This window comes from Streptomyces sp. NPDC048751 (genome assembly GCF_043198595.1).
Lineage (GTDB): Bacteria > Actinomycetota > Actinomycetes > Streptomycetales > Streptomycetaceae > Streptomyces.
The window spans coordinates 516,453-541,392 of sequence record NZ_JBICUX010000002.1 but is presented as its reverse complement, the minus strand read 5'-3'; the positions used below and the strand labels follow the sequence as shown (position 1 = coordinate 541,392).

The 24,940-nt window shown below is 69.0% G+C and carries 29 protein-coding genes and 3 pseudogenes; 17 read left to right on the top strand and 15 right to left on the bottom strand.

Annotated features, from left to right (window positions below; translation table 11 throughout):
* Window positions 1-2 precede the first annotated feature (2 nt).
* Window positions 3-362, bottom strand: coding sequence for an LAETG motif-containing sortase-dependent surface protein (locus ACGFNV_RS09395; protein ID WP_393620797.1), 360 nt, complete (start codon window positions 360-362; stop codon window positions 3-5).
* A gap of 109 nt (window positions 363-471) precedes the next feature.
* On the opposite strand from ACGFNV_RS09395, the gene ACGFNV_RS09390 reads away from it, so the two are divergent.
* On the top strand, window positions 472-834 hold the full coding sequence (locus tag ACGFNV_RS09390) for a hypothetical protein (protein ID WP_393620796.1): 363 nt from the start codon (window positions 472-474) through the stop codon (window positions 832-834).
* Between the two features lie 235 nt (window positions 835-1,069).
* The gene (locus ACGFNV_RS09385; RefSeq protein ID WP_393620795.1) at window positions 1,070-2,320 is read left to right on the top strand and encodes an Ig-like domain-containing protein; all 1,251 of its coding nucleotides are present in this window, start codon (window positions 1,070-1,072) and stop codon (window positions 2,318-2,320) included.
* 75 nt (window positions 2,321-2,395) lie between these two features.
* On the opposite strand, the gene ACGFNV_RS09380 is transcribed toward ACGFNV_RS09385, so the two are convergent.
* Both ACGFNV_RS09380 and ACGFNV_RS09375 read right to left on the bottom strand, forming a co-directional pair.
* A complete protein-coding gene (locus tag ACGFNV_RS09380; RefSeq protein ID WP_393620794.1) occupies window positions 2,396-2,689 on the bottom strand; it encodes a DUF397 domain-containing protein in 294 nt (97 codons plus the stop codon).
* On the bottom strand, window positions 2,661-3,494 hold the full coding sequence (locus ACGFNV_RS09375; RefSeq protein ID WP_393620793.1) for a helix-turn-helix domain-containing protein: 834 nt from the start codon (window positions 3,492-3,494) through the stop codon (window positions 2,661-2,663). Before ACGFNV_RS09375 ends, ACGFNV_RS09380 begins: the two co-directional genes overlap by 29 nt.
* A 161-nt stretch (window positions 3,495-3,655) precedes the next feature.
* Between ACGFNV_RS09375 and ACGFNV_RS09370 the strand changes: the two genes are divergently transcribed.
* From ACGFNV_RS09370 to ACGFNV_RS09360, 3 genes are read left to right on the top strand one after another with little or no spacing between them, the layout of a single operon-like run.
* Window positions 3,656-3,874 (top strand): hypothetical protein, encoded by a 219-nt coding sequence (locus ACGFNV_RS09370; protein ID WP_393620792.1) that lies wholly within the window; start codon window positions 3,656-3,658, stop codon window positions 3,872-3,874.
* Window positions 3,871-4,233 (top strand): ATP-binding protein, encoded by a 363-nt coding sequence (locus ACGFNV_RS09365; protein ID WP_393620791.1) that lies wholly within the window; start codon window positions 3,871-3,873, stop codon window positions 4,231-4,233. The genes ACGFNV_RS09370 and ACGFNV_RS09365 overlap by 4 nt, the downstream gene beginning before the upstream one ends.
* Before the next feature lie 42 nt (window positions 4,234-4,275).
* Complete coding sequence (locus tag ACGFNV_RS09360; RefSeq protein WP_393620790.1) at window positions 4,276-4,623, top strand: hypothetical protein; 348 nt, start codon at window positions 4,276-4,278, stop codon at window positions 4,621-4,623.
* A 456-nt stretch (window positions 4,624-5,079) separates the two neighbouring features.
* On the opposite strand, the gene ACGFNV_RS09355 is transcribed toward ACGFNV_RS09360, so the two are convergent.
* The 3 genes and pseudogenes from ACGFNV_RS09355 to ACGFNV_RS09345 form a co-directional block, all read right to left on the bottom strand.
* Window positions 5,080-5,427: an ASCH domain-containing protein gene (locus ACGFNV_RS09355; protein WP_393620789.1), complete on the bottom strand. Its 348-nt coding sequence runs from the start codon at window positions 5,425-5,427 to the stop codon at window positions 5,080-5,082.
* Window positions 5,428-5,610: 183 nt separating this feature from the next.
* Window positions 5,611-6,350, bottom strand: a pseudogene (locus ACGFNV_RS09350) (IS701 family transposase); the annotation flags it as partial.
* A gap of 11 nt (window positions 6,351-6,361) precedes the next feature.
* A pseudogene (locus ACGFNV_RS09345) lies at window positions 6,362-6,771 on the bottom strand (transposase); the annotation flags it as partial.
* Window positions 6,772-6,994: 223 nt separating this feature from the next.
* Here ACGFNV_RS09345 and ACGFNV_RS09340 point away from each other — a divergent pair.
* Window positions 6,995-7,273: a glutaredoxin domain-containing protein gene (locus tag ACGFNV_RS09340; RefSeq protein WP_393620788.1), complete on the top strand. Its 279-nt coding sequence runs from the start codon at window positions 6,995-6,997 to the stop codon at window positions 7,271-7,273.
* A gap of 17 nt (window positions 7,274-7,290) precedes the next feature.
* On the opposite strand, the gene ACGFNV_RS09335 is transcribed toward ACGFNV_RS09340, so the two are convergent.
* Window positions 7,291-7,488 carry a hypothetical protein gene (locus tag ACGFNV_RS09335; protein WP_393620786.1) on the bottom strand — a complete coding sequence of 66 codons (198 nt, stop codon included), beginning with the start codon at window positions 7,486-7,488 and terminating at the stop codon, window positions 7,291-7,293.
* A gap of 16 nt (window positions 7,489-7,504) precedes the next feature.
* Here ACGFNV_RS09335 and ACGFNV_RS09330 point away from each other — a divergent pair, with 16 nt between their 5' ends.
* From ACGFNV_RS09330 to ACGFNV_RS09320, 3 genes and pseudogenes are all read left to right on the top strand, one after another.
* Window positions 7,505-8,230 (top strand): SDR family NAD(P)-dependent oxidoreductase, encoded by a 726-nt coding sequence (locus ACGFNV_RS09330; RefSeq protein ID WP_393620784.1) that lies wholly within the window; start codon window positions 7,505-7,507, stop codon window positions 8,228-8,230.
* 10 nt (window positions 8,231-8,240) lie between these two features.
* Window positions 8,241-8,615: a MerR family transcriptional regulator gene (locus ACGFNV_RS09325; RefSeq protein WP_393620782.1), complete on the top strand. Its 375-nt coding sequence runs from the start codon at window positions 8,241-8,243 to the stop codon at window positions 8,613-8,615.
* 5 nt (window positions 8,616-8,620) lie between these two features.
* Window positions 8,621-8,851: pseudogene (locus ACGFNV_RS09320) on the top strand (IS630 family transposase); the annotation flags it as partial.
* A gap of 283 nt (window positions 8,852-9,134) precedes the next feature.
* On the opposite strand, the gene ACGFNV_RS09315 reads toward ACGFNV_RS09320, so the two are convergent.
* Window positions 9,135-9,752 carry a TetR/AcrR family transcriptional regulator gene (locus tag ACGFNV_RS09315; RefSeq protein WP_393620781.1) on the bottom strand — a complete coding sequence of 206 codons (618 nt, stop codon included), beginning with the start codon at window positions 9,750-9,752 and terminating at the stop codon, window positions 9,135-9,137.
* 122 nt (window positions 9,753-9,874) lie between these two features.
* Here ACGFNV_RS09315 and ACGFNV_RS09310 point away from each other — a divergent pair, with 122 nt between their 5' ends.
* Together ACGFNV_RS09310 and ACGFNV_RS09305 are read left to right on the top strand one after the other, a co-directional pair.
* Complete coding sequence (locus ACGFNV_RS09310) at window positions 9,875-10,279, top strand: Dabb family protein (RefSeq protein WP_393620779.1); 405 nt, start codon at window positions 9,875-9,877, stop codon at window positions 10,277-10,279.
* Window positions 10,280-10,307: 28 nt separating this feature from the next.
* Window positions 10,308-11,210, top strand: a complete 903-nt coding sequence (locus ACGFNV_RS09305) for an SDR family oxidoreductase (RefSeq protein WP_393620777.1) — start codon at window positions 10,308-10,310, stop codon at window positions 11,208-11,210.
* 199 nt (window positions 11,211-11,409) lie between these two features.
* On the opposite strand, the gene ACGFNV_RS09300 is transcribed toward ACGFNV_RS09305, so the two are convergent.
* Window positions 11,410-12,438 (bottom strand): hypothetical protein, encoded by a 1,029-nt coding sequence (locus ACGFNV_RS09300; protein WP_393620775.1) that lies wholly within the window; start codon window positions 12,436-12,438, stop codon window positions 11,410-11,412.
* A 186-nt stretch (window positions 12,439-12,624) separates the two neighbouring features.
* Between ACGFNV_RS09300 and ACGFNV_RS09295 the strand changes: the two genes are divergently transcribed.
* The 4 genes from ACGFNV_RS09295 (at window position 12,625) to ACGFNV_RS09280 (ending at window position 16,436) form a co-directional block, all read left to right on the top strand.
* Window positions 12,625-14,082: an ABC transporter permease gene (locus ACGFNV_RS09295; protein ID WP_393620773.1), complete on the top strand. Its 1,458-nt coding sequence runs from the start codon at window positions 12,625-12,627 to the stop codon at window positions 14,080-14,082.
* 52 nt (window positions 14,083-14,134) lie between these two features.
* On the top strand, window positions 14,135-14,818 hold the full coding sequence (locus ACGFNV_RS09290) for an ABC transporter ATP-binding protein (RefSeq protein WP_393620771.1): 684 nt from the start codon (window positions 14,135-14,137) through the stop codon (window positions 14,816-14,818).
* A gap of 113 nt (window positions 14,819-14,931) precedes the next feature.
* On the top strand, window positions 14,932-15,609 hold the full coding sequence (locus tag ACGFNV_RS09285) for a DUF6193 family natural product biosynthesis protein (protein ID WP_393620770.1): 678 nt from the start codon (window positions 14,932-14,934) through the stop codon (window positions 15,607-15,609).
* Window positions 15,610-15,665: 56 nt separating this feature from the next.
* Window positions 15,666-16,436: a group II truncated hemoglobin gene (locus ACGFNV_RS09280; RefSeq protein WP_393620768.1), complete on the top strand. Its 771-nt coding sequence runs from the start codon at window positions 15,666-15,668 to the stop codon at window positions 16,434-16,436.
* Window positions 16,437-16,464: 28 nt separating this feature from the next.
* On the opposite strand, the gene ACGFNV_RS09275 is transcribed toward ACGFNV_RS09280, so the two are convergent.
* Window positions 16,465-17,385 carry a helix-turn-helix domain-containing protein gene (locus ACGFNV_RS09275; RefSeq protein WP_393620767.1) on the bottom strand — a complete coding sequence of 307 codons (921 nt, stop codon included), beginning with the start codon at window positions 17,383-17,385 and terminating at the stop codon, window positions 16,465-16,467.
* Between the two features lie 172 nt (window positions 17,386-17,557).
* On the opposite strand from ACGFNV_RS09275, the gene ACGFNV_RS09270 reads away from it, so the two are divergent.
* Window positions 17,558-18,598, top strand: coding sequence for an NAD(P)-dependent alcohol dehydrogenase (locus ACGFNV_RS09270; RefSeq protein ID WP_393620765.1), 1,041 nt, complete (start codon window positions 17,558-17,560; stop codon window positions 18,596-18,598).
* A gap of 370 nt (window positions 18,599-18,968) precedes the next feature.
* Window positions 18,969-19,352 carry a VOC family protein gene (locus ACGFNV_RS09265; RefSeq protein ID WP_393620763.1) on the top strand — a complete coding sequence of 128 codons (384 nt, stop codon included), beginning with the start codon at window positions 18,969-18,971 and terminating at the stop codon, window positions 19,350-19,352.
* A 64-nt stretch (window positions 19,353-19,416) separates the two neighbouring features.
* Here the strand turns inward: ACGFNV_RS09265 and ACGFNV_RS09260 are convergent, their stop codons facing one another.
* From ACGFNV_RS09260 to ACGFNV_RS09240, 5 genes are all read right to left on the bottom strand, one after another.
* Window positions 19,417-22,899, bottom strand: a complete 3,483-nt coding sequence (locus ACGFNV_RS09260) for a glycosyltransferase (protein WP_393620761.1) — start codon at window positions 22,897-22,899, stop codon at window positions 19,417-19,419.
* An 81-nt stretch (window positions 22,900-22,980) separates the two neighbouring features.
* A complete protein-coding gene (locus ACGFNV_RS09255) occupies window positions 22,981-23,316 on the bottom strand; it encodes a hypothetical protein (protein WP_393620759.1) in 336 nt (111 codons plus the stop codon).
* Window positions 23,309-23,956 carry a DUF4291 domain-containing protein gene (locus ACGFNV_RS09250; RefSeq protein WP_393620757.1) on the bottom strand — a complete coding sequence of 216 codons (648 nt, stop codon included), beginning with the start codon at window positions 23,954-23,956 and terminating at the stop codon, window positions 23,309-23,311. Before ACGFNV_RS09250 ends, ACGFNV_RS09255 begins: the two co-directional genes overlap by 8 nt.
* A gap of 3 nt (window positions 23,957-23,959) precedes the next feature.
* On the bottom strand, window positions 23,960-24,247 hold the full coding sequence (locus ACGFNV_RS09245; RefSeq protein WP_393620756.1) for a hypothetical protein: 288 nt from the start codon (window positions 24,245-24,247) through the stop codon (window positions 23,960-23,962).
* Between the two features lie 179 nt (window positions 24,248-24,426).
* Window positions 24,427-24,879 carry a recombinase family protein gene (locus ACGFNV_RS09240; RefSeq protein ID WP_393620755.1) on the bottom strand — a complete coding sequence of 151 codons (453 nt, stop codon included), beginning with the start codon at window positions 24,877-24,879 and terminating at the stop codon, window positions 24,427-24,429.
* Window positions 24,880-24,940 lie beyond the last annotated feature (61 nt).

Genomic DNA, 24,940 nt, shown 5'->3' with positions numbered 1-24,940 from the left:
TTTCAAAAACCTAGACGTTCCCGGCGTACCGAGTAGACGACGAACCCGGCTCCCAGTGCGAGGCAGATCGTGCCGCCGGCGACGTACGGGGTGGTGTCGAAGCTTCCCGTGTCGGCGAGCCGGGTGCCGCTCGCGGCGTCGGCCGTGGTGGCCTCGGTGGTGGTCGAGGTGGTGTCGGACGCCGCCCGCACCTGGCTGTCGGACGCCGCCCTCGCCTGCGTGACCTGCGTCGTCGTGGTCGCCGGGGCCTCCGTTCTCGACGGGGCCTCCTGTGTCGCGTTGGCAGACGGGACGAACCACAGGGCGCCCAGGAGGGTCCCCGCGGCGGTGGCGGTCAGCAACGAACGGCGAGCAGGTGACACGGAATATCGATCCCCTTGTGGCGCTGGCGAATTGGCCGTGTGGGGCGATGTTAGTGAACGGGGCGGGTCACGGGAAAGTCACGGAACCGTCCGGGCTTACGCTCACGGCATGAGCACTCCAGAGACATCACGATTTGTCCGCCTTCGCTTGGAACTCGTCCTCGAGATCGACGACGAGGCCGCGCTGACCAAGGCCGCGCTGCGGCGCCTGGCCGAGGACGAGGACATGCCGGACGCGGAGCGGACGCACGCCGAGAACGCTGTGACGGAAGACACCGCGGAGGCCCTCGCCTACCTCGTCGAGCCGTTCGACCTGGTCAGCGAGGTGCCGGGGGTCGAACTCCAGCAGGCGTCCTGGTCGAGCGAGCCGATTGATTACGATCCGGACTCGCCGGACTGGGACCTCGACGGGGATGATGTGGACGAGGACGGCGACGACGAAGGTGTCGGGCGCGCGGGTGGTATCGGCTGAGCGTCTTGGGGAATTCGTGACCCCGGGCGGCAACCGCCGCCCGGGGTTTCGTCGTCTCAGGGGGCGCACGGACCGACAGCTGCACCACCCGCCCCGGCGGATCGCCAGGGCCGGCGGAGTGGTGTGCCCCACACATGCGAGGAATGTGGAACGGGACGAACCGGTCGTAGCGTTGAAGATTCTTAACGGGGACTCTCGGGCTTTTGGGGATTCGGCAACCATGGAGAAGCGAGTGATGACGAACAGTAAGCGGCGCAGGCGCCTGATGGCCGCGTCCGCACTGCTCGGCGGTGTGTTGGTGCTCTCGGCGTGTTCCGACGGTGACGCCGGAGCCTCCGACAAGGGAGGCAAGGACACCTCACAGGCCAAGGCCGACGAGGCGGCGGCCGAGAAGGCGTCCGAGGCCGACATCGAGATCACGCCCAAGGACGGCTCCTCCAACGCCTCGATCAACAACTCCGCGACCGTCAAGGTGAGCAAGGGCACGCTCACCCAGGTGACCATGACGGCCGCCGACGGCACCGCCGTCCAGGGGCAGCTCTCCGCCGACAAGACCAGTTGGAAGCCCAGCACCCAGCTGGAGCGCTCGACCACCTACAAGCTGAACGCGACCGCGAAGGACTCCGACGGCCGCGAGGCCCACGAGAACGCGTCGTTCACCACGGTCTCCCCGGCCAACAGCTTCATAGCCAACTTCACGCCGGAGGACGGCTCGACCGTCGGCGTGGGCATGCCCGTGTCGATCAACTTCAACAAGGAGATCACCAACCGGGCCGCCGTCCAGAAGGGCATCACGGTCTCCTCCAGCAGTGGCCAGGAGGTCGCCTGCCACTGGTTCAGCGGCCTGCGCATGGACTGCCGTCCGGACGACTACTGGAAGGAGAACTCCACCGTCACGCTGAAGCTCGCGCTCGACGGAGTGGAGGGCGCCAACGGTGTCCAGGGCGTGCAGCAGAAGACGGTCACCTTCAAGATCGGCCGCAACCAGGTGACGACCGTCGACGCGAAGACCAAGCAGATGAAGGTCACGCAGGACGGCAAGGTGATCCGGACCATCCCGATCTCCGCCGGTTCGCCCCAGAACAAGACGTACGAGGGCATCATGGTGATGTCGGAGAAGTTCAAGGAGACGCGCATGAACGGCGCGACCGTGGGCTTCACCGACGACGACGGCAAGGGCGAGTACGACATCAAGGACGTGCCGCACGCCATCCGCCTCACCAACTCCGGCACGTTCGTGCACGGCAACTACTGGGGCGCCAAGTCCATCTTCGGCTCGGTGAACACCAGCCACGGCTGTGTCGGCCTCCAGGACGCCAAGGGCGCCAACGACCCCAGCACGCCCGGCGCGTGGTTCTACAACAACTCCATCGTCGGTGACGTCGTCGTCGTCCAGAACACCGGCGACAAGACCGTCGCCCCGGACAACGGCCTCAACGGCTGGAACATGAGCTGGGAGCAGTGGAAGTCGGGCTCCGCCGCCTGACCGCCCCGCTCTCGCTGACGCGAGCCGACTGACCGAGAGGCGGCCACCCTTCGAGGGTGGCCGCCTTCGGGCTTCTCAGGGTTGCAGATGATCGCCCTTGAGGGCATCGAGGAAGGGCCCCCAGGCGCCGGCGCTGAGGATGAGGGCGGCGCGGTGGGGGGCCTTCGAGTCGCGTACGGGGATGATGCCGGGGAGGTTGTCGGCGACTTCGACGCAGTTGCCACCGTCGCCGTTGCTGTAGCTGCTCTTGCGCCAGAGGGCGGCGCCGGGGAAGTCGCCGGCGATCTCGATGCAATCCCCGCCGTCACCGTTGCTGTAGCTGCTCTTGAACCAGAACGCGTCACTCAAGTCGATCCGGTTGGTCACCATTTCGGTAATCCTCTGCCGCAGCCTTGATCCTGGCCAGGGACGCCTCCGGTGACAGCGCGACGGCCCTGAGCCGATCGTATGCCTTGCGGTACTGCTTCACGAGGGCTGGATCGTCGATGGTGTCCCCGCTGTAGGACGCCTCCGTGTATACCAGCGGTGGCGCGTCGGGAAATGTCATGACCTTGACCGAGGCGGCCATCAGGGGGTACGCCCCGCAGTTCCGCGGAATGATCTGTGGAACGATTCGACGCCGCTCGGTCAACGCCACGATGCCATTGAGCTGTTCGGCCATCTCCCCTGGCGGCAGGATCGCGTCGGTGAGCACGGACTCGTGAAGGACTGCCCAGTACTCCGGGGTGGCGTGGTCGTCTTCGAAGAGGCGGGCGCGGGCGAGACGGGCCGTCACCTTCTCCTCGACCCACTCGTCCGAGGCCATGGGGTGCGCTGACCGGACGAGCGTCCGTGCGTAGGGAGCAGTTTGGAGCAGCCCGGGGAAGGTGCTGGGGCACCACTCTTCGATGGACTCTGCGTGCCTCTCCGCCTCCAGGACCTTCTCGAAGTAAGCGGCGTGCGGCCCCCTCCGAGCCCTCCGTACATCCTCACAAGACCGCTCGAAGAACCCGTCAGTCTTCAGCGCCTGGTCCACATGCCGCGCCAGATCCAACGGCATCCTCCGCTCCCCGCGTTCGATGTCGCTGAGGTACGACTTGCCGCAGAAGCTGCCCTCGACGGTCGCCTCAAGCGAGAGACCGGCTGCCTCTCGCTTCCATCGCAACTCCTTGCCGTAGAAGGTGGGGACGCTCATGGAGCCGTCGATGTCCTTGCGTCGGGGCACTGTTCACCGCCGTGTCAGTGGGGGGCCTGTTCCGCAGGTCAACGTGCGTACGCGGAACCTCTTTCACGGTAAGGGGCCTGACGCCACAGTGTGAGTGAATCGTCACAGAGCGCACAAGGAAGGCCCCCCGCATGCACGATCGCCCCACCGCCTACGACACGACCCTCTGCGTCGAAGAGCTGCGCACCGCCCTCGCCCTCCACGGCATCACGCTCCCCTCACTCCGGGTCGACCTGCCGACGTTCGCGGCCCGGTACGCGCGTCCGGCGGGCCTCGTCGCGCTCGGCAACTGCAACACCGCGACGGCCCGTGCCCTCGCCGCCGTACTCCGCGAGGCGGCCACCCGATGACGTACGAACTCCACCTGCTAGCCACCCCGAAGGCCGTGCCCGAGATGCGGCACAGCCTGCGCCATTACGGGTACGACGTCGGGCTCTGCGCGACCGAGTTGGTCACCAACGTCATCGACCACATCGGCGAGGGCACACCCGTGACCGTCCGTGTGGCCCGTACGACCGACGGCCGCACCCGTGTCGAGGTCACCGACTCCGACCCGCGCGCCCTGCCCGTCCTCCTGCACGCCGGCCCCGACGCCGAGTCCGGCCGCGGCCTCGCCCTCCTCGACACGCTCGCCCGGCGCTGGGGCGTCGACCAGGGCGCGGACGGCAAGACGGTGTGGTGCGAACTGGAGGGCGAGGTACGGCGTTAGTGGCCTTGAACGCCACTGTTGATTCAGGCCGGGCTCCCGCAGATGATGGCCAAGGTGCTCGCCGCGCTCTTCACCACCGACAGCGGCAGCCTCACCTCCGCAGAACTCGTGCGACGCCTGCAGGTGAGTCCCGCCTCCGTCTCCAAGGCCGTCGGCTACCTGGATCGCGGAAGCCTGCGCGGCCGGAGCCCGGAAGATCGGCGTCACCACCCCTGCCGGTGCCCGACTGGAGAACACGAGCCAGTTCCTCCGCCACGTCACCGACGACCTGGTCCGCTCGGCCGAGCACTGGCACAAGGTCTACTCCACCCGCCCTCGGCAGACACCCGAAACGGACTGAGCGGGTCACGCCGGCCGCAGGTCTCGCCGCATCGCTTCCGTCACGCATAGGTGGTCGCTCGTGAAACACCCCGCCGCGCGGCGGTCCACCTGCGGTGATCATGTTTCATGAGTTGTTGCAGACGGCTGGACGCCTGAAACGCCCTCATGAAACGATCCGGGGCCGTGAGCGACGGCCGCGATGGACGCTTCCATCACGACGTGACCTTCAGAGCGTGACGTCAGGGGCACTGGGCATGCCCCCGGGCAGCAGCGCATTCGGCTCACAGACGCTGATGTTCGGGGTGTAGTAGGTGCCGGTGCTGGCCCACATGTAGCCAGCTACGCTGCAGTCCGGGACTGCGGACTTCCTCTTGCCTCCCCAACTGTGCGACAGCTTCTGGCCAGAGGAGATCGATTCTGTGTGTCAACCGGGTCCTGCACGCCTACCTGAGCTGGCGCAACAACAATGCCCGCCACCCAGACGTCCTGACCGTCCAGCGCCGTGAACATGCCCAGGTCACTCACTTATTTCGCCAACCGGAAGTGCACGATGGCGATGGTGTCGGTCGGCTTGACCTGGGGGTAGTGAAACCGCAGTCTGTCGTGAAGCTCGGCGAGACCACGGAAACCGTCCGCTCGGGCGTCCGACTCGCTCAGCTGGGCAATCGTCTTAGCGGTGACCTGCGTGACGACACCCGGTAGTGCCACCTCGTCGTCCAACTCGAACACCAGGCTCACCGGGCCCGTCTCCACCGGGTCACGGAAACGTACCGTGGTCGTCTTCTGTCCGGCGCGTACTGCATCGAGATAGTCAGGATGGAAGTACAGGGTCTGAGTCGCCGTTGAGTGCTGCGATGAAGTGCTGTCGTCCATTCGGGCACCCTAACGGAACGGGCAAACCCTCCGTGTCACACAATCCGGTGGATGCCCCGGGCCGGTGAACGTTTCCGGTCACAGCACTAGTAGCGCTCCGTTAGGTCAGTGTCGATCTTGTGGTCTGCCGTCTGGTCTGGGGTAGGGGGCGGTGGCAGATGGTGCAGGTGCCGGTCCAGCAGTTCAGCAGGTCTTGGATGGCGTCGAGGATCTGGTAGAGGGACAGGCCGGTGTGTCGGCTTTTGGGGACAAGCGCTGCTCGGTGAGGAAGGCGTGGGCGGCGGTGACCAGGGTGGCGGTGGTGCCAGCCGTTCCAAGAGCCGCCTTCGAAGTGATCCAGGCCCAGGCCGTGCTTGAGTTCCCGGTAGTCGTGCTCGATCCGCCAGCGGATCTTCGCCAGGCGGACCAGTTCGGCGATCGGGGTGTCCTCGGGCAGGTCGGACAGCCAGAACCGGGTCGGCTTGCTGTCACCGGCGGGCCACTCTGCCCGCAGCCATGCCTCTGGCAGGACGCCGTCCCACTGGCCGTGCTCGGCCACAGTGGCTGCCTGGGCCAGCCGACGTGAGCGCACCCCAGCCGGCCGGACCTGCACCGCGAGGAAGCGAGAGGTCATCGGGCCGCGGGAGCCTTCCCGCCAGGTCACCTCGCCGAAGGCATCCCGTCCAGCGGCCGCGGCCAGTTCCGCTACCGGTACGGGCGGCTGCCGGTAGCGAGGCACCGGCGGGCGGCCGTTGCCGGACCAGGCCGGGGCAGCGGGGACCGCGTCATGCGGCTGGACGGTCACATCGCCACGGATGCCGACCACGTACGCGATCTCCCGCTAGGCCAGGCCGGCGCGGAAGTCAGCGTTCTGACCGTAGCCGGCGTCGGTCACCACTACCGGCGGCACCCAGTCCCCACCCGGCCAGTTCGTCCAGGCAGTCCACCGCTCGGTATCCTCCGCCCACTCCTGGGGAGGAACAGCCGCCAGTCCAGCGGGCACGAGGCAGCGTCGGTGACCGCGTGCACGCTGACCGCGACCTGGCAGTTCGCCTGCTTGCCCAGTGCACCGCAGTACTGGTGCCCGACCCCGACCGACATCCGGCCGTCCTTGGGGAACGACACGTCATCGACCGCCCAGGCATCCGGGCCGATCAGCGGCACCATCCGCTCCGCGATCCGCCGCCGCACCGGCACCGGATCCCACGGCGACTGATTCACGAACTGCTGCAGGTTCTGCTCGCTGCCGTCCGGAAGCCGCTCCGCCATCGGCTGGATCGACTTACGCCGCCCGTCCAGCATCAGCCCCCGCAGGTAACAGTCGCCCTTCGCCCGCTGATCCCGCCGCGGCACAGACGCGAACACATCCGCCCTCGGCTAACTCCGTCCGCACGCCCTCCACTTGCCGCATGTCCATCCATCCACCGTGCACCCCACGGACAGAACGAGCAAATGACACCTAACGGAGTCCTACTTGGGCCTTCGAACCGTCGGTCACGAGCGCGCAAGCCAATTGGTACGCACCAAGGTCGGCCACTGGTTTTCGTCTGACACACTCGGGACGGGGTGCCGACGGACAGGGAGACCGGTGGTCAAAGACCAAGAGGGCGTGGTCCTTTACTGGCGCCCCATGTGCACGTTCTGCATGAAGCTGCGCCTGAGTCTGCTCTTCACACGGCTCCGGTACACCAAGGTCAACATCTGGCGGGACCCCGAGGCGGCGGCGTTCGTCCGCTCGGTCGCGGACGGAAATGAGACGGTGCCGACCGTGACGGTGGCCGGCCGGGCGATGGTGAACCCGTCGAGGAAGCAACTGATGGACGCGGTCAGGACGTACGCACCGCACCTGCTCTCCAAAACCGGCTGACAACCGCCGGTGCCGCCTCACCGGTCGCGGGTGGGCGGAAGGAACTTGTCGAGGGCGGTCAGGCTGTGGTCGACGGCCTCGGTGCCGTAGTCGAACATGCGGGTCTCGTAGTCGTCCAGGCCGGCGACATGCGGCCCTCGGCCCTGCCGTCCCCCGCCCTTGACTCTGACGCCAGGGTCAAGGTTTAGCGTCCCGACTATGGAAGAGACGAACACCCTTCACGGCCGGGCAGTGCTCATCACCGGGGGAGGCACCGGGATCGGCCGTGCGACGGCCCAGCAGTTCGCTGCCGCGGGAGCCGAGGTGCTTGTCATCGGCCGGACCGCCGAACGCCTGGCGGAGACCGCCGAAGAACACCCGCGCATCCGCACGTTCGTGTCCGACATCGCCGCGCCGAACGCCCCCGTCGACATCGTCGCCGCCGCGGTCGACGCGTTTGGCCGCATCGATGTCCTGGTCAACAACGCCGCGATCACTCGTCCGGCTCCGCTGGAGGCGATCGACCGGAAGGTCGCCGAGGAACAGCTCGCCACCAACCTTCTCGCCCCGGTGTTCCTCACTCAGCGTGCTCTGCCACACCTGGGGGCCGGCGGCACCATCGTCAACGTCACATCCAATCCGCCCCACTACGGCTGGCCGAACAACTCGGTCTACGGATCCACGAAGGTGGCTCTCGACTTCCTGACCCACACATGGGCTGTCGAGCTTGCGCCGCGCGGCATTCGCGTTGTGTCGGTGGCCCCCGGGGTGACGGCGACACCGGTGCTCAGCCACGCCGGTTTCTCGGAGGAGCAGATGGCCGCAGCGGGAAAGGAGCTTCGGGCCCGGATCCCGCTCGGGCGTATCGCCCGGCCGGAGGAGATCGCCTGGTGGATCGTCAACGCGGCGCGTCCCGAGGCGAGCTATCTCACCGGTGTGGTCATTCGTGTCGACGGCGGGCTGAGCACGGGTGGATGAAGATGGGGCGATGCTCATAGGAGAACTTGCGAACGAGGTCGGCACTACCGTCCGGGCACTGCGGTACTACGAGCAGCAGGGCCTGCTCCACCCCCGGCGAGCGCCGAACGGCTACCGGGAGTACGACGAGTCGAAGGTCGCCCAGGTGAACAACATCAGGCTGCTGCTCTCGCTCGGCCTCACCGCCAATGACGTCCGCGCCTTCCTGCCCTGTCTCGATCAAGACATCGTCGACGGGCCGATCTGTCCCGCGAGCGCGCGGGTCATCGCCCGGAAGCTCACCGTCGTGGAGGAGAGGATCGCCGCATTGGAGATCGTCCGCCAGCGCCTCATCGAAGCACTGGCCCAGCCCAGACGGCAGACCACAAGATCGACACTGACCTAACGGAGTCCTGGGCCAACCCGATCGAGGCCCACTTCGGGCCGTTGCGACAGTTAACCATCGCCAACTCCAACCACCGCAACCACACCACACAGACCCGGGCCCTCCACGCCTATCTCGGTTGGCGCAACGCCAACGCCCGCCACCCCTACGTCCTTGCCGCCCAGCGTCGAGAGCGCGCCCGCAGCCGCTGTGAGAAGGGCATCCGATGGGGCGGACGAGCGAGGACGGCGGCTTGATCATTCGCTGACGTTCGACGTCGCGCAGTCCGCGACTCCAGTTCGGACAGCACCGCCCGGAGCCGCTCCAGGGCCGCGGTCGTGTCCGGCTCTCCGCGATTTCAAGGTCAAGATGGCAACGACCCATGCCGCTGCCCGCGCCGGTGACCTCGCCGTCGAGCTCGAACGCCGTCTCCAGAGCCTCCTCGCCGTCGTCACGATCGATCGGCAGCCCCACGAAGACGATCTCGACGAACACTCCGGTCGCCCCTCTAAACCCGGCGAACCACAGCGGTCAGAGCACCTAGCTGCTCGCCGGTCGACCGTTCGCCGGCGTCTCGGTTCGCCAACCGAGGAGGATCGTGCGAAGCGCCTGTTCGGCGAGGTAGCGGGCGCGATCGTTGCCGACGCTGCCGAGGTGACTGAGCGACGCGATGCCGTACAGCGTGCCCCAGAGGATCTCGCAAGCCTGGTCGAAATCGGCCAGGACCACGTCGTGTGCAGCCGACCAGGAGGTGAGCAGCTCCTTGAGGACGTCGATGACCGGTTCCGCGACGCGCCGGCGTTCGTCCGCGTCGACCATCGGGTCGTTCATGACCTGGAAGAGGTGGGGGTGCTCGCCGGCGAACCGGACGTACTGCGACGCAATGCGCGTCATGCGCCGGTCCGTATCGGGCTCCTGCGCGGCTCGGCGGAACTCGCTCAGCATCAGGCGGTGACCGTGCGCGACCAGCTCCAGTACGAGCGCGTCCTTGTTGGCGAAGTGCTGGTAGACGACGGGCGCGGAATATTCGACATCGGTGGCGATGCGCCGGATCGTCAGGGCCGCGATGCCCTCGGTCTCGAGGACGTGCAGCGCGGCCTCGATGATCCGCTCCCGGGTGTTCGCCCGTTCGCGGGCCCGTCTCGTGCTGGTCGGCATGGTCCGTCACTTCGCTTCGATGGTGTCCTCGAACACTAGTCACCGCCTTGACCGCGCCGGCGACGCGCGTCATAGTTAACGCTGTTAGGAAGTCTAACGACGTTAGGAACGGGTAGTAAGTCATGATTTACCACATCAACAGAGTCACGATGAAGGCCACTGCGACGCCTGAGCAGATCGAGGGGGTGCTGGAGAGCTGGCGCATTCAGGGCCGGTCGAACCCCGCCATCAAGTCCTTCGTCGTCGGCCGCGACCACGGCGGCGACTACACATACGGCGCGGTGTTCGTCGTCGAACATCTCGACGGGCTCTTCGCCTACCTGACGCACCCGACCACCTACCAGACCGACCACCTCGGACTGCACCTGGTCGAACGGCTGGAGATCTTCGACGTCAGTGACGACGACGACCCTGACCTGAACGCCAAGATCCAGGAACTGCACCGGCGCCGCAACGAGCTCAACCCGCAGATCGCCGGCATGCTCGCCGACGTGCCCACCTATACCGGCTCCGGCGTGGACGACTGACCGATACCCCGGAGAAGGAGAAACCGTCATGGCCAAGCACGTCGTCATCGGTGCCGGTTCCATCGGTACCAACGTCGCTCGTCTGCTCGCCGAGCGCGGCGAGAGCGTCCGGATCGTCACCCGCAGCGGCTCCGGCCCCGAGCACCCGCTGGTCGACCGGGTCGCCGCGGACGCGTCCGACCCGTCCCGCCTGACCGAGCTGTCCCGCGGCGCGGAAGTGATCTACCACTGCGCCAATCCACCCTCATACACGGTGTGGGAGCGCCTGTTGCCGCCCCTGCAGACGGCGGCCATCACCGCCGCCAAGGCGAACGACGCCGTCCTCGCGCTGACCGGCAGCCTTTACGCCTACGGTCCGCAGCCCGGCGGCCGGATGAACGAACACACCCCCATGGCCGCCACCGGGCACAAGGGCCGCCTGCGCAGACGGATGTGGGAACAGGCCCTCGCCGGGGGGATCCGCACCGTCGAGGTCCGCGGCTCCGACTACATCGGCAAGGACGCCAACGGCATCTACTCCCTGCTCATCAAGTCGGCCCTGCAGAAGGGAAAAGCGGCCTGGATCACCGGCCACCTGGACATGCCGCACACCTTCACCTTCAACGGCGACATGGCACAGGCCCTCATCACGCTGGCCTCGGAAGAACGCGCGTGGGGCCGACCCTGGCACGTGCCGTCCGCGCCGGCCGTCACCATTCGCGAGCTGGCGCGGCGCTACGCCGTCGCGGCAGGCCGGCCACCGATCAAACTGATCCAGATACCGCGTTCCGTGACGCGTACGGCCGGGCTGATCGTGCCGATCGCCCGCGAGATGGCCGAGATGGACTACCAGTGGTACGCGCCGTTCCACATGGACGCGACGGAGACCGCCGAGACCTTCGGCCTGACCGCCACCGACCTCGACACCGCCGTCCGCAACGAGGTCGGCTGAACTCCCACCGCCACACCGGCAGGCCGACGGCATGGCCGCCGACACCGTGAACATTCGTGGTCACGGCACTAGAAGGCTCATGCCTGGACTGCGGTAGGCCCACGCGCCGCAGCCGCCGAGAACGGTCAGTTGCATGTCACATGACACCAGTTGCCCTCTGTGGGCAGGAGCAGGGATTTTCCGGCCGCCGGAGCGGACGTCAGGGTTCTTTCTTCCTCGACTTCCTTTTCTCCCCGGGGACTTCCGGATCCCGCCCCGACGTCCTGACGTTCTCCAGCAGGAACTGGCCCTGGCGGTCGACGGAACGGGTCACGGCTTCCTGGAGGATGCCGAAGGCGATGGCCCAGGCGATGATCTGGTTGGGGGTGTCGAGTGCGGTCAGGCCGGGGAAGAACTGTCCGCTGAGGAGGAGGACCCCGATCACGGCGCTGAGGGCGCCGACGGGAAGCCGTAGCAGGAGCAGTGCCGTGGCCACGTGGTACGGGCCGGCCGTTCCTCGGACCTGGCGCAGGGAAACCGCTCCGGCGACGGCGGCCGCGAGCATGCCGACGAATTCGATGAACCACACACCTTCCCACTTCGCCTCGGTTCCGAGCGGGCACACGGTCATCAGCGATTTGGGGTCGTCGGGGTTGTCCGGGAAACAAAAACGCCGAGCGACGTCCGGTTCGGCGAGGGCCCACATGGCGCAGCCGAAGGCGATCAACGCCATGACGGTCGTCGCCGCGCACAGGAGCTGGGTGAAGCTGCGGACCTTCGCCCGCTCCGCCTCCTCCGCCTTGTAGGAGGCGTGCAGGGTGGTGACGAGCAGGTCCCGGTGCTCGACGGTGACGTGTGTGGGGTCCGCTCCCAGGCTCTTCTCCAGGTGCTGCAACCGCAGGTCGTCCTGGTGCAGATGCAGCCGCGCCTCCGCGAGGACGGGCAGTCCCTTCCAGCGCAGATCCGCTTCCGGCAGGATGCGCAGTATCGCGACTTCGGCTTCGTGGATGTTCGCCAGTGCTCTGTCCGTCGCCCGGCCGGTGAACCGCTCCCGTCGGCTCCTCCGTTTCAGGGACCTTCTCGCGGCCTCGAGATGTGTTTCCGCCTTTTTGAGTAATTCCATGTCCGGAGCGGAGACCTGGTTTCTCAGCCTGTTGATCTGCCCCTGCAGGTCGGCGATATGAGCGGTGCTCCGCTGGGACCAGGAGGGATTTCCGTGGTCGGCGACATCACCGTTTTCGTCCGTCATGGGAACGCCTGCCATCTCTGCCCCCAGCCGGCTGCGAAGCGCCCCTACTTCATTGCAGCCCAACGCGGGGTGCTCCGCAATTCGGCGCCCCGGCCCCCACCCGCACAGGCCAGCCACAGAGCCTTCTCATCGTTCTCTGATCCAGGCCTTATCCCTTCATCACGGACCGTACCTACCTTGCGGCGCATGTTCTTCACCTACCTGAGGCGCGAGCTGCGCCGCCGCAGAAAGGCGGCCCTCGTCGTCGCCTCCGGACTCGCGCTGGGCATCGCGCTGGTCATCGTGGTCAACTCCGTGTCCTCCGGGATGGGGAAGGCCCAGGACAAGGTCCTCGAGTCGCTGTACGGGCTGGGCACCGACATGACGGTCACCAAGGCGGCCGAGCCCACCGCCGACGCCTCGGAGCGGCCGCGTTTCCGGTTCGACGCGCAGGACAACGGCGACGACGCGGAGCAGAGCACCGACCGCGTCATGGTGCGGGGCTTCCAGACCCTGGCCACCTCGACCGTGACCAAGGTCGGTGACCAGAGCGGGGTCTCCGAGGCGGTCGGCGGCCTCAGCCTCCAAGTCCTCAAGGTCAGCGGGCAGTTCACCCGCGGCCAGTTCCAGCAGAACGGCAACGGGGGCAACGGGGGCAGCCGGGGCGGTGTCGGTGGCGGTCAGCCGCAGGGCGAAGTGCGCGGCGGCGGCGCCGATTTCGACGTCAACAGCTACTCCGTCTTCGGCACCGACGTCACCAAGCCGCAGCTCGGCCCGCTGACCTCCTCCAAGATCACCAGTGGTCGTACGTTCAAGACCTCCGAGACCGATGCCAAGGTCGCCGTCGTCGACTCGGCGTACGCCCAGGAGAAGAAGCTCAAGGTCGGCAGCACGGTCACCATCAAGAGCGTCAAGTTCACGGTGATCGGCGTCGCGACGGCCGACAGCGGTGACTCGGCGGCCAACCTCTACGTTCCGCTGACACAGGCGCAGACCCTCGGTGACGCGAAGAACAAGGTCACCACGATCTACGTCAAGGCGACCGACTCGCAGAAGATCGACTCCGTCAAGTCCGCGATCCAGAAGAACGTCTCCGGTACGACCGTGACGACCTCCGCGGACCTCGCGGACACCGTGTCCGGCTCCCTCTCCACGGCGTCCAGCCTCGCCACCAACGTGGGCAAGTGGCTGTCCATCGCGGTGCTCGTCGCCGCTTTCCTGGTCGCCGGTCTGCTGACCTCGTCCGCTGTGTCGCGACGGGTGCGGGAGTTCGGCACGCTGAAGGCGCTGGGCTGGAAGTCGGGGCGGGTGACCCGGCAGGTCGTCGGTGAGGCGATGGTGAACGGGCTGCTCGGTGGCGTGCTGGGCATCGCCCTCGGGTTGGCGGGCGCGTACGCCGTCACGGCGGTCAGTCCGACCCTCCAGGCCCAACTGGGCGGCGGCGGAACGGGCGGGCCCGCCGGTGGCGGTGGCGGCGGCTTCGGTGGGCCCGGGCGGCAGGCGGCGGCCAGGACGCTGGACGTCGCGCTGACGGCGCCGGTCAGCGTCACCACGGTCGGGCTCGCGGTCGCGCTCGCCGTCGCGGGTGGGCTGATCGCGGGGGCGTTCGGCGGCTGGCGGGCGTCCCGGCTGCGGCCGGCGGACGCGCTGCGGCGCGTGGAGTAGCCGAGGCCGTAGAGCCGAAGGCCCGTATCCCACAAGAGGAGTTGCACCCACCATGTACGAACTCAGAAGCGTCACCAAGCGCTACACCCGGGGCAAGGATGCCGTCCTCGCGCTCGACGGCGTCGATCTGACGATCCCCGACGGCGACCGGCTCGTCATCCAGGGCCCCACCGGCGGGGGCAAGTCCACGCTGCTGCAGATGCTCGGCGGGCTCGACCGGCCCACCTCCGGGGAGGTCGTCCTCGACGGCACCGACCTGGGCAGGCTGTCCGAGGCCAAGCTCACCAAGGTGCGCAGCGAGAACATCGGCTTCGTCTTCCAGTCGTTCAACCTGATTCCCACGCTCACCGCGCAGGAGAACGTCGAGACCGCGCTCGTCCCGCTCGGCGTGAAGGGGAAGGAGCGGCGGGACCGGGCCGCCGAGGCGCTGACGTCGGTCGGGCTGGGGGAGCGGCTCGGGCATCTGCCCGGGGAGATGTCCGGCGGTCAGCAGCAGCGCGTCGCCATCGCCCGCGCGCTGGTGAAGCAGCCGAAGGTGCTGCTCGCCGACGAGCCCACCGGCAACCTCGACGAGGGCATGCGGGACGAGGTGATGGACGTACTGGAACGCATGTGGAAGGAGCTCGGGCTCACCTTCATCATGGTCACCCACGACTCCGCGATCGCGAAGAAGGCCCCCCGCGTGGCCACCATCCGCAAGGGCAGCATCACCGTCAAGGAGAACGTCGGCTCCTGAACGGCGCGTCCCCGAACACTCCCCCACCACCCTCAAGGGTGTTGAGGCGCCTGTTCGCCCCCCGTCGGCCGCATATCGTGTCCCTACGAGTCGGCGCGATCGTGGGGGCGGGCATGGCAACAGGGGCGTCGTTCGCGGACCTGGTCCGGCGGATGGAGCTCGTCGCGTCGGCCCAGGGCGTCGACCTGGGCGAGCTGCGGGCCGTGTCCGGTGGGGGCGTCGGTGCTGAGACGGACACCGAGCGAGGCAGGATGGTCGTGTACCCGCGCGAGCGGGAGACGTTTCATGTGCTGCTCTGCCTCCACCTCGGTTTCACCTGCTCGGAGGGCTGGACGGACGACCTCGGCGCGGTGGTGGGGGTGGCGGACCTGTGGCGCCGGGGAGGCCTTCTGAGGGAGGTGCACGACCGGTTCCCGTTCATGAGCTGGGACGAGCTCGCGCAGGCGTTCGAAGACGGTGCCCCCGCTCCCACGAAGTGGCGACAGCTCCTCTCCAGCGAGTGGCATCGGCGTGACCGCCCGCTCCTGGAGGCCGGCCATGCACACCCCGACCTGCGGATGTTCTATCCGGACATCAGCCACCGGAGCCTGATGCTGATCCGTAAGCCGTACGACATGGAATCCGGCACAGTGAAGATCGTTCCTCTGGACGACGACCACTACCGGGTGACCATGTGGCCGGGTGAAGTCCGGCGCGAGGTGACGTCGCTGGACGAGGCGCTCGACATCGCGGCGGCCTGCTGCCGATCCCTCTCGGCCGGCGACGGTACCGGCGCTTTCGCTGAGCGCTGAGCGAACAGGGCGCCGGAAGAGAAGCGTCCGGCTGCCGTTCGTGCTTGCGTGATCCCATGACGGCTCAGACAGTCGAATACATCCGGTACCGCGTCCCCGAGGAACGGTCGGCCGAGTTCCTCGCCGCCTACGCGCGCGCGGCGACCCCGCTCGCCGCCGCACCCCAGTGCGTCGACTACGAACTCGCCCGCTGCGAGGAGGCCCCCGACCACTACATCCTGCGCGTCACCTGGACCTCCACCGACGACCACCTCCGGGGTTTCCGCACCTCCGAGCTGTTCCCGCCCTTCCTCGCCGAGATCCGGCCCTACGTCAGCGACATCGAGGAGATGCGCCACTACCGGCCCACCGACGTACAGGGCACCGGCTCGGCCGTCGCCACGCTGTACGACTGGGCGGGCGGCGCGGAGGCCTTCTCCCGGCTGACCGAGGTGTTCTACGGCAAGGTCCTCAAGGACGACGTCCTGGGACCGCTCTTCGCCGGGCTCGCCCCCGACCACGCCGAGCACGTCGCCCTCTGGCTCGCGGAGGTCTTCGGCGGGCCCGCCCGCTACTCCGAGACCCAGGGCGACCACGGCCACATGGTCGCCAAGCACGTCGGCAAGAACATCTCCGAGCACCAGCGCCGCCGCTGGGTCAACCTCATCCAGGACGCGGCCGACGAGGCGGGCCTCCCCACGGACGCCGAGTTCCGCTCCGCGTTCCTCGCGTACATCGAGTGGGGCACACGCCTGGCGGTGTACTTCTCCGGCCCGGACGCCCAGCGGCCGACGGAGCAGCCGGTGCCGAAGTGGAACTGGGGAGCCGCGCCGCCGTACCAGGGATGACCCCGGCCGCACGGGGGACGGGCCGGCGTCAGCCCCGAGGCGTCGCCGACCCCTTGCCCGCCCGGGTCGCGTCCGCGCCCCAGCTCGCCAGCAGGCGCAGCGCCTCCGCGGACGGGGAGCCGGGCTCGGCGTGGTACGTGATCAGCGTCTGCTCGCCGTCCTCGGTCAGGCGGAACGACTCGTAGGAGAGGGACAGGTCGCCGACTAGCGGGTGATGCATCCGCTTGACGCCGTAGCCCTTCTCCTTGACGTCGTGCGTGGCCCACAGCCGCCGGAACTCCTCGCTCTTCACGGAGAGCTCGCCCACCAGGGCGGACAGCTTGGGGTCGTCCGGATGGCAGCCCGCGTCCATGCGCAGATAGCTGACCATGTCGATCGCCTTCTGCTCCCAGTCCACGAACAGCTCGCGGTACTCGGGCCGCAGGAAGACCAGCCGCGCCCAGTTGCGCTCCGTCGCCGGCAGCTCCGCCCAGTCGCCGAACAGCGCCGCCGCCATCCGGTTCCACGCCAGGATGTCCGAGCGCCGCCCCCCGATGTACGCCGGGACGTCCATCGCGTCCAGCAGGTGGCGCAGCGACGCCCGCGGCTGCTGGGTGCGCGACGCCGACTTCTTCTTGTGCTGCTTCGGCTTCGCCAGATGCGTCAGGTGGGCGTGCTCGGCGTCGGTCAGCCTGAGCGCACGGGCGATCGAGTCCAGGACCTCCGCCGACACGTTGCGCCCGTTGCCCTGCTCCAGGCGCGTGTAGTACGCCACGGACACCCCGGCCAGCTGCGCCAGCTCCTCCCGCCGCAGCCCCGGCACCCTGCGGCGGCGCGCGAAGTCCGGCAGCCCCACGTCCTCCGGCTTCAGCCGGGCCCGCCGGGTGCGCAGGAACTCGCTGAGCTCGGCACGCCGGTCCAGCGCCCCGGCTGCCGCGGGCTCGACGACGGATTCGGGCTGTTCGTCCATACGACCCAGTATTCACGGTCGTACGCACACGAGCCTGCCCCCGCCAGTGGTAGGCACGGCGGACGTACGCTAAGCCGTGGCCTGGGTGAGCTCCCGGGAACGTGGCAGGCTGGGCGCCGTGCCCGGCAGAAGGCAGCCGGGCACGGAACCCTCTGCTAGGAGAACCCCCGGCATGACCACTGTTGCCGCGTACGCCGCACCCGCCGCCAAGGCTCCGCTGGAGCGCACGACGATCGAGCGCCGCACGGTCGGCGAGTTCGACGTCCTGATCGACGTCAAGTTCGCCGGAATCTGCCACTCCGACATCCACCAGGCCCGCGAGGGCTGGGGCGAGGCGATCTTCCCGATGGTCCCGGGCCACGAGATAGCGGGCGTCGTCTCCGAGGTCGGCCCCGGCGTGACGAAGTACGCCGTCGGCGACCGCGTGGGCGTCGGCTGCCTGGTCGACTCCTGCCGTGAGTGCGACAACTGCAAGGCCGGCCTGGAGCAGTACTGCACCGGCGGCAACGTCGGCACGTACAACGCCCTCGACAAGAACGGCGAGCCGACCTACGGCGGCTACTCCGAGAAGATCGTCGTCGACGAGAACTTCGTGCTGCGCATCCCCGACGGCATCCAGCTCGACGAGGCCGCGCCCCTCCTCTGCGCCGGCATCACCACCTACTCCCCCCTCCGCCACTGGAACGCGGGACCCGGCAAGAAGGTCGCGATCCTCGGCATGGGCGGCCTCGGCCACATGGGCGTCAAGATCGCGCACGCCCTCGGCGCGGAGGTGACGGTCCTGTCCCAGTCGCTGCGCAAGAAGGACGACGGCCTGAAGCTGGGCGCCGACCACTACTACGCCACCAGCGACCCGGAGACCTTCAAGAAGCTGGCCGGCACCTTCGACCTGATCCTGTCGACCGTCTCCGCCCCGCTCGACCTGGACGCCTTCCTGTCCCTGCTGCGCACCGACGGCGCCTTCGTCAACGTGGGCGCGCCCGAGGAGCCCGTCGCCCTCAACCTGTTCTCGGTGATCGGCGGCCGCAAGACCCTCGCCGGGTCCGGCATCGGCGGCATCCAGGAGACCCAGGAGATGCTGGACTTCTGCGCCGAGCACGGCTTCGGTGCGGAGATCGAGCTGATCCGCGCGGACCAGATCAACGAGGCCTACGAGCGGGTGCTGGCGAGCGACGTGCGGTACCGGTTCGTGATCGACACGGCGACGATCTGATCGCGGCGGCCGGGTGCCGCGCTCCACGCCCCCGGCGCGGGTACGCGCGCCGGGGACGCGCTGCGTCGAGGGGCGTCCCCCGGGACAGCACACCTAGGGCCTGTTGCGAAAGTGGCGCCTGCCGCGCGACGCCCGGCACGCGCTCTCGCCGCACCGCCCGGAAGCCCGAGTACGCCCAGTACGAGGGCTTCCAGGCGGCACGCCGAGAGCACGCACCGGACGCCGCGCGGCCGCCCTTCGGGCGACGACGCCACTTTCGCAACAGGCCCTAGGGCCGTGCCGGGCGCCGCGAGCCGGTGAACCCTTCCGGTCACGGCACTAGCGTGGGTGGTGGGAGTCCACGGCGTACGCACGTAGGGAGGCCCTCACCATGACCGTCCAGCTCAACCACACCATCGTCGCCGCGCACGACAAGAACACCTCCGCCCGGTTCCTCGCCGACATCCTCGGCCTGGAGGTGAGCGAGCCGTACGGCCCGTTCATCCCGGTGGAGATCCCCAACGGGGTGACCCTGGACTACGTGGAGTCGCCCGACGAGATCACGCCGCAGCACTACGCGTTCCTGGTGTCGGAGGACGACTTCGACACGATCTTCGCCCGCGTCCGCTCGGCCGGTCTGACGTACTGGGCCGACCCCTTCCACAGCCGCCCCGGCGAGATCAACCACAACGACGGCGGCCGGGGCGCCTACTTCGACGACCCGAACGGCCACAACCTGGAGATCCTGACCCGGCCGTACGGCAGCGGGAGTTGACCCGTCGCACAGGTGGGGAGACTCAGCGAGTTCGCTCCACGACCCCTCCGCGCGGGAGCCGGGTTCAGCCGGCCGGGTCGTCCAGCTCGGCCAGCAGTCCGGACACCGCGTCGGACCACGTCCAGCGCCCCGCGAGATCGCTGCGCAGCTTCGACGCCCAGGAGAACGCCCCCTCCCGGTCCCGCAGTACGGCCTTGATGGCGTCGCTCCACGCCGCGACGTCCCGGGCGTCGTCGCGGGTCGTCTCCACCACGATGCGGGCCGCGTCGTCCGGGGCGAGGAGCTTCCTGCTCAACAGCTCACCCAGCCCGCTGGCACTGCTCACCAGCACCGGCGTCCCCGCGGCGATGGCCTCCACACCGACGAGCCCGAAGCCCTCACCGCGGGACGGCATGAGCACCAGACTCGCGCTCCGCAGGTCGGCCGCCAGCCGTTCGTGCACGGTCGAGTACGGCCGTACCCGGACCGGCAGTGCCGGGTCCTGGGCCCAGTCGCGCATGCTCGCCTCGAGCTGTCCCGACGTCCGCTCTGGGGCGCCCCGGACCAGCAGCTCGACGGCCGTCGCGCCGACGGGGCGGCTCTGCCGCGCCAGGGCGAAGGCCCGGGCGGCCAGGTCGAGGCCCTTGAGGTAGTGGTCCTCGGCCCGCCCGAACAGCAGCGTCATCCACGGCGCACCCGACGGCGGCGTACGGACGTCCGTGGTCTCGGCGTCGAATCCCGGGTCGAACCGGAGGATCCTCCTCCCCTCGACCCCACGCGCCTCCAGATCGCGCAGGAACCAGTTGTACATCCGCGGCCCCACCACGACGGTGCGGTGCGCGCCCGCGCCCAGCCCCAGCTCGATCTCCTGCCGTTCCTCGGCCAGGGCGCCGATGTCGACGCCCCGGTCGAGCTTGAGCCGCTCGATCTCGTCCGGGATCATGTGGATGAAGTGCAGGCGCCTGGCGTGCGGGAAGGCGTCGCCGAGATTCTGGGCGGCGGGGCCCGTGATGCGGCCGTGCCCGATGACGAAGTGCGGCTCGGCTCCGTCCGGCAACTCCGGCTTCAGGAAGAGCCGTTGCACACCGGAGACGCCGGGCATCACCCGCGCCTCGACGAGCGTGACGCCTCTCGCCGCAGCGTCCTGGTGCTCCTGCGGTGACGCGTCCAGCACGACACACAGGACCTGCGCCCCGGCCGCCGCCAGCGCCGAACAGAGCTGTCGGTTGAAGGTGCTCAGACCGCCGTGCGCCGAGGACCACTCGGTGGCCAGGGCGAGGAAACGGATCCGGTCGTCCGGCATGGGCGCGGCGCTCGCTTTCTGGTGCTGGGGGAGGACCGGGCCGCCGTACTGCGGCCGGATCACGTCGGTGGGGAGTCCGGTGACGGTCGGGGGCAGGACGGCGTAGACCAGCGCGGGGGACGCCTCCCCGAACTGGCCCAGCCGGTGGTCCCAGTCGTACAGCAGCGCGGCGCGGATCCCGTCGGCCGTGGTGGGCGGGGCCGGGGTTTCGAGGAAGGCACCGAGCAGCTGGGAGGCTCGGGGCAGGTCGTCTTCCAGCAGGGCGACGGTCGCCGCCAGCCATATCAGGCTGTTTCCCGTTCTGTTGTGCGCCGGGGAGATCTTGGCGAGCGCCGTCCGTGCCCGGTCCGTCTCACCGGCACCGAGCCAGCACATCACCTCGTGCAGGGCGGGAGAGAGGTAGGTGGGCAGCTCCGCGCTGATCCGGCCCACGAACTCCGCGGCTTCCCGCCACTGACCCCGGCGTTCCATCAACAGGGCTTCCGCGAAACTCGCCTGCACCTCCAGACCGTTCTTCCGTCGCAGCCAGTCGCGTACGTCCTCCAGCGGTTCGGCCGTGGGCTCGCCGGCGGCGTAGCGCACCGCGGTCTCCGCCAGCCGGTGCTGGTTGTCCTCCGCGCGTTCCATCCCCTCCTTCAGGACCTCGATCGCCTCACCGATCCGGCCTCGGTCGCGCAGATACAGGCCCAGCAACTGGTAGGCGTTGAACAGGTTCTTGGCCGGCGCCACATGGGCGACGGCCTCGCGTGCCGCCGCCGTGGCGGCATCGAGCCCCTCGACGACCCGTACGAGCTGCACCCACAGCACCCAGGGATCGGCACGGTCCTCCCCGACCGTGGAACGCTCGGCGTGCCGCAGGGCCTCCACGAGGTCGTCGCGCCCACCCAGCCCTCGAAGGAGCTTCGCCAGGTGGAAGTGGGTGGCGGGCACGTCCGCCTGGGCCAGATAGATTTTCAGCAACGCGATCCTCGCGTCGCGTTCCCGGTCCGTGGACGGCTGTGGCGAGGACCAGTTGAACCGGCGCTCGACGTACTCGTGCACGGACCGCATGGCGTCCGCGAGGACGTCCTGCGCGCCGGCCTCCGTGAGATGGAACCGCGCGTGGTCGAGGGCCTCGGCCAGGACCAGGTCACGGGTGCGGACCCGGGCGGCCTCGTACAGCGGCCGGGCGTACCACTCGCCGGCGCGTCGGTGCGCCTCACGCCACGCCTCGCCGTCGCGCTGCATACGTACCCCGTCGACCTCCCGGACCAGGGGATGGACCTGGTAACGGGTGCGTGGGCCCGAGCCGCTCTGCCCTTCGGGGGCGCGGGCGTCGAGGAGATAGCGTTCGAGCAGCTCGTCCACCCGCGTCTCCAGGTCGACCGTGCCGCCGCCGATCGCCTCGACGAGCGGCCAGGGTGCCCAGTCCCGCAGCACGGACAGGTTCCGCAGGAACGCGCGCGTCTCGTCGGAGAGGCCTTCCGCCGCCTTCGCGAGCAGTTGGCGCTCGATGTCCTCGACGAGCTGCATCCGGAAAGGGGCCCGGGGCAGGACCGCGGTGGGCGGCAGGAGGTCGTCCAGGGAGTGCTTCTTGAGAAGGAACCCCAGCAGGCGCAGGACACGGGGGTTCGCGCCGAGGCGTCGGATCACCTCCACGCGGCGCGCGACGGGGAACCGGACGTCGGCGTCCTGCGCGGTGAGGCCCTTCAGCACGATCCTCGTGGCATCCTCGCCGTCCGGGATCGGCAACTCCTCCACATGGAAGGACTCGGTCCAGTCGGCGTCGACCCACCGGTTCGACACCAGCCACAGACACCCGCCGTCCGGCGGCCGCTTCGCGAGCCGCTCCACCGTCCTGGCCCGGGACTGCCGCAGTTGGCCGCCGGAGTCGAGCATGCGCTGGAACTCGTCCACGACGATCAGAGCGCCGTGCCGCAGCACCTCGCGTGCCGCCGAGGTGAAGTCGGCGTGGTGCGCGATCGAGGCGGCGAGTTCGGCGTGGCCACCGTCCTCCAACTCCTCCGCGAGGCGGCTCACCAGCACGGCGTCCATGTCCGCGGCGTCGACGGGCACATCGATGCTCGCGGTCGGCACACCGGCGCGCGCCGCCCGGCCCACCAAGGGGCCGACCACCGCCCGCGTCTTCCCCACCCCTGACATCCCCGTCAGTACCGCCGCCCCGCACCCGTCACCACGCCACGCCTCCCACAGCCTGCGCGCCGCCGCCTGACGCTCGTCACCGTCGAGGCCGGGAATCGGGTCTGCGTCATGTCCCCGCGTCATACCCCTTTACTACAGCAGGCCGAGCTGTCACCGCATCAGGTCGAACGGCGCGAGAACAGGCGTACCGGGAGGGCGACGGGGTCACCCGATGAACCGGGGCTCCGGCCACCGGGTGATCGGCTCGTCGGAGATCGAGTAGATCTCCAGGCGCGAGAGATAGCCCTCGTCCGTGAGGACCATGACCCCCGCGAAGTCCGGTCCGCCGTACGTGGCGTCAACGGCCGGGCTCACGTGGGCCGTTGCGGGAGCTGCCGCCGTACGGTCCACAGCCAGGTCGACCGTCACGCACCCGCAACCGCATCGGCCCACCACCCGCGTGTGGGGAAGCTGGCCGCGCAGGGCGCCGCGCACCGGATCCGAGCCGGCGAGCAGCGCCGCGAGGGTGGCCGACTCCTCCGGTGACAGTGGCTCAGCCATGGGACGGCTCACTGACGACCGTCGCGTTCTCGGTGGGCTCCCGGAGGTCGCCGCGCAGGTGGGCCAGGAATTCGTTGGCGACGGGGTACGGACGTTCCTGGGGGAGCAGGCGGGTCGCCGCGTCGAGGTCGCCGTTGTCCACGTGGGCGTGGATGGCGCGCGCGAGGGGCGTGACATCGGTGATGCCGACCGTCCACTCGTCGGCGTAACGCCGTACGGCCTCACCGGAGAGGCCGAGTTGGAGCGAGCGGTGAGGCAGGGACCGTAGCCGCAGGTCGCGTTCGGGGTCCCACTGGACGCGCGCGGGCGCACGCTTCAGCTGACGCTGCCAGGTGGCGCGGTCGGGGTGCACTCCGCGAACGTAGCTCGACAGACACGCGTTGCGCAGCGCCCACTCGAAGCCGTCCCGGGTGATCTCCACGGCCAGCACGGTCTCCTGCCCTGCCTTGGCTCCCCAGCCGCAGCGGTACATCATCCACAGGAACGACGGCTTGATCCAGGTCATCCGGTCCCGCTTCCACGCGGTGGGAAAACGTCCCTCCCGGGCGGCGGGCAGGCCGAGTTCGGGGGAGTAGGCCTGGTAGACGGTGACCGTGGTGTCCGTGTGGACGGCACGGATCTCGCGTTGCGGTTGTTCCATGCGTTACAGGGTGGGGTCCGTCGGCGTGGGCGGCCATTGATTTTCGACCGCGTGATTCCCGAGCAGCCACCGTCGGCGTTGCCGTTCGGTGACGAGGGTGGTGGCCACCAGGAGGGACACGAGGACCGCCGCGGGGGTCGGCCATGCCGACCATGCGGCGATCACCGCCGCGGCGAGCTGGAGCAGCACGAGCAGGACCGTGACCGTGCCCGAGACCGGGATGATCACCTGGGCCTTGTCCCCCGGCGTGGAGAAGACGGTCGGCAGGCCGATCACGGCCGTGGGGACCAACGGAACAGCCAGTATCGGTGAGATTGATCTTGGTCGCGTAGCAGGTCGAGCGCACGGTCTTGGTCATGTGTCCGTGCGCTGTTCGGCGGCTTCGGCGAGGGTGCGGTAGAGGGTGGGCAGGCTGGGGTTCTTTCCCTTGTGCTTGCCACGGGTGATGACGGTCTTCTGCTGGATCTCCTTCATGGGGGTGCCCTTGGCGCGCAGGGTGAGGGCGTACTCGATCTGGTCGGCGTCGGGGCAGGGCGGTCGGCCGCCGGTGCGGCCGCGCCTGCGGGCGGATTCCTCAGGGCGATGCCGGCCTTGCGCAGGTCCTCGACGGCGACGAGGAGGTCGGTGCCGCGGCCGAGACGGCGGAACTCGTGGACGGTCAGGATGACCTGGACCTGTGGGTGCAGCCGTTTGAAGCGGCGGGCCATCGCGACGGCTTTCTCGTACTCGGGCCAGACCTTGACGCGGGTGGAGACCTTCTCGTGGAACACCTCGAAGCAGACCGGCTCCAGCGCGTCGAGCTGGGACTGGAGTTCCTGGGTGGCTGTCGAGCAGCGGGCGTAGTCGATGCGGACCGCCGTGATCCGGGCCGCCAGCGGCGCGGGCTCGGTGGGCTCGGCCCCGTCGGGTTCGGCTCCGAGCACCAGCGTTTGCCGGGGCCCCGGTCGGGCGGGGTGAGGACGTGGAGTTCCTCGGCGACGCGGG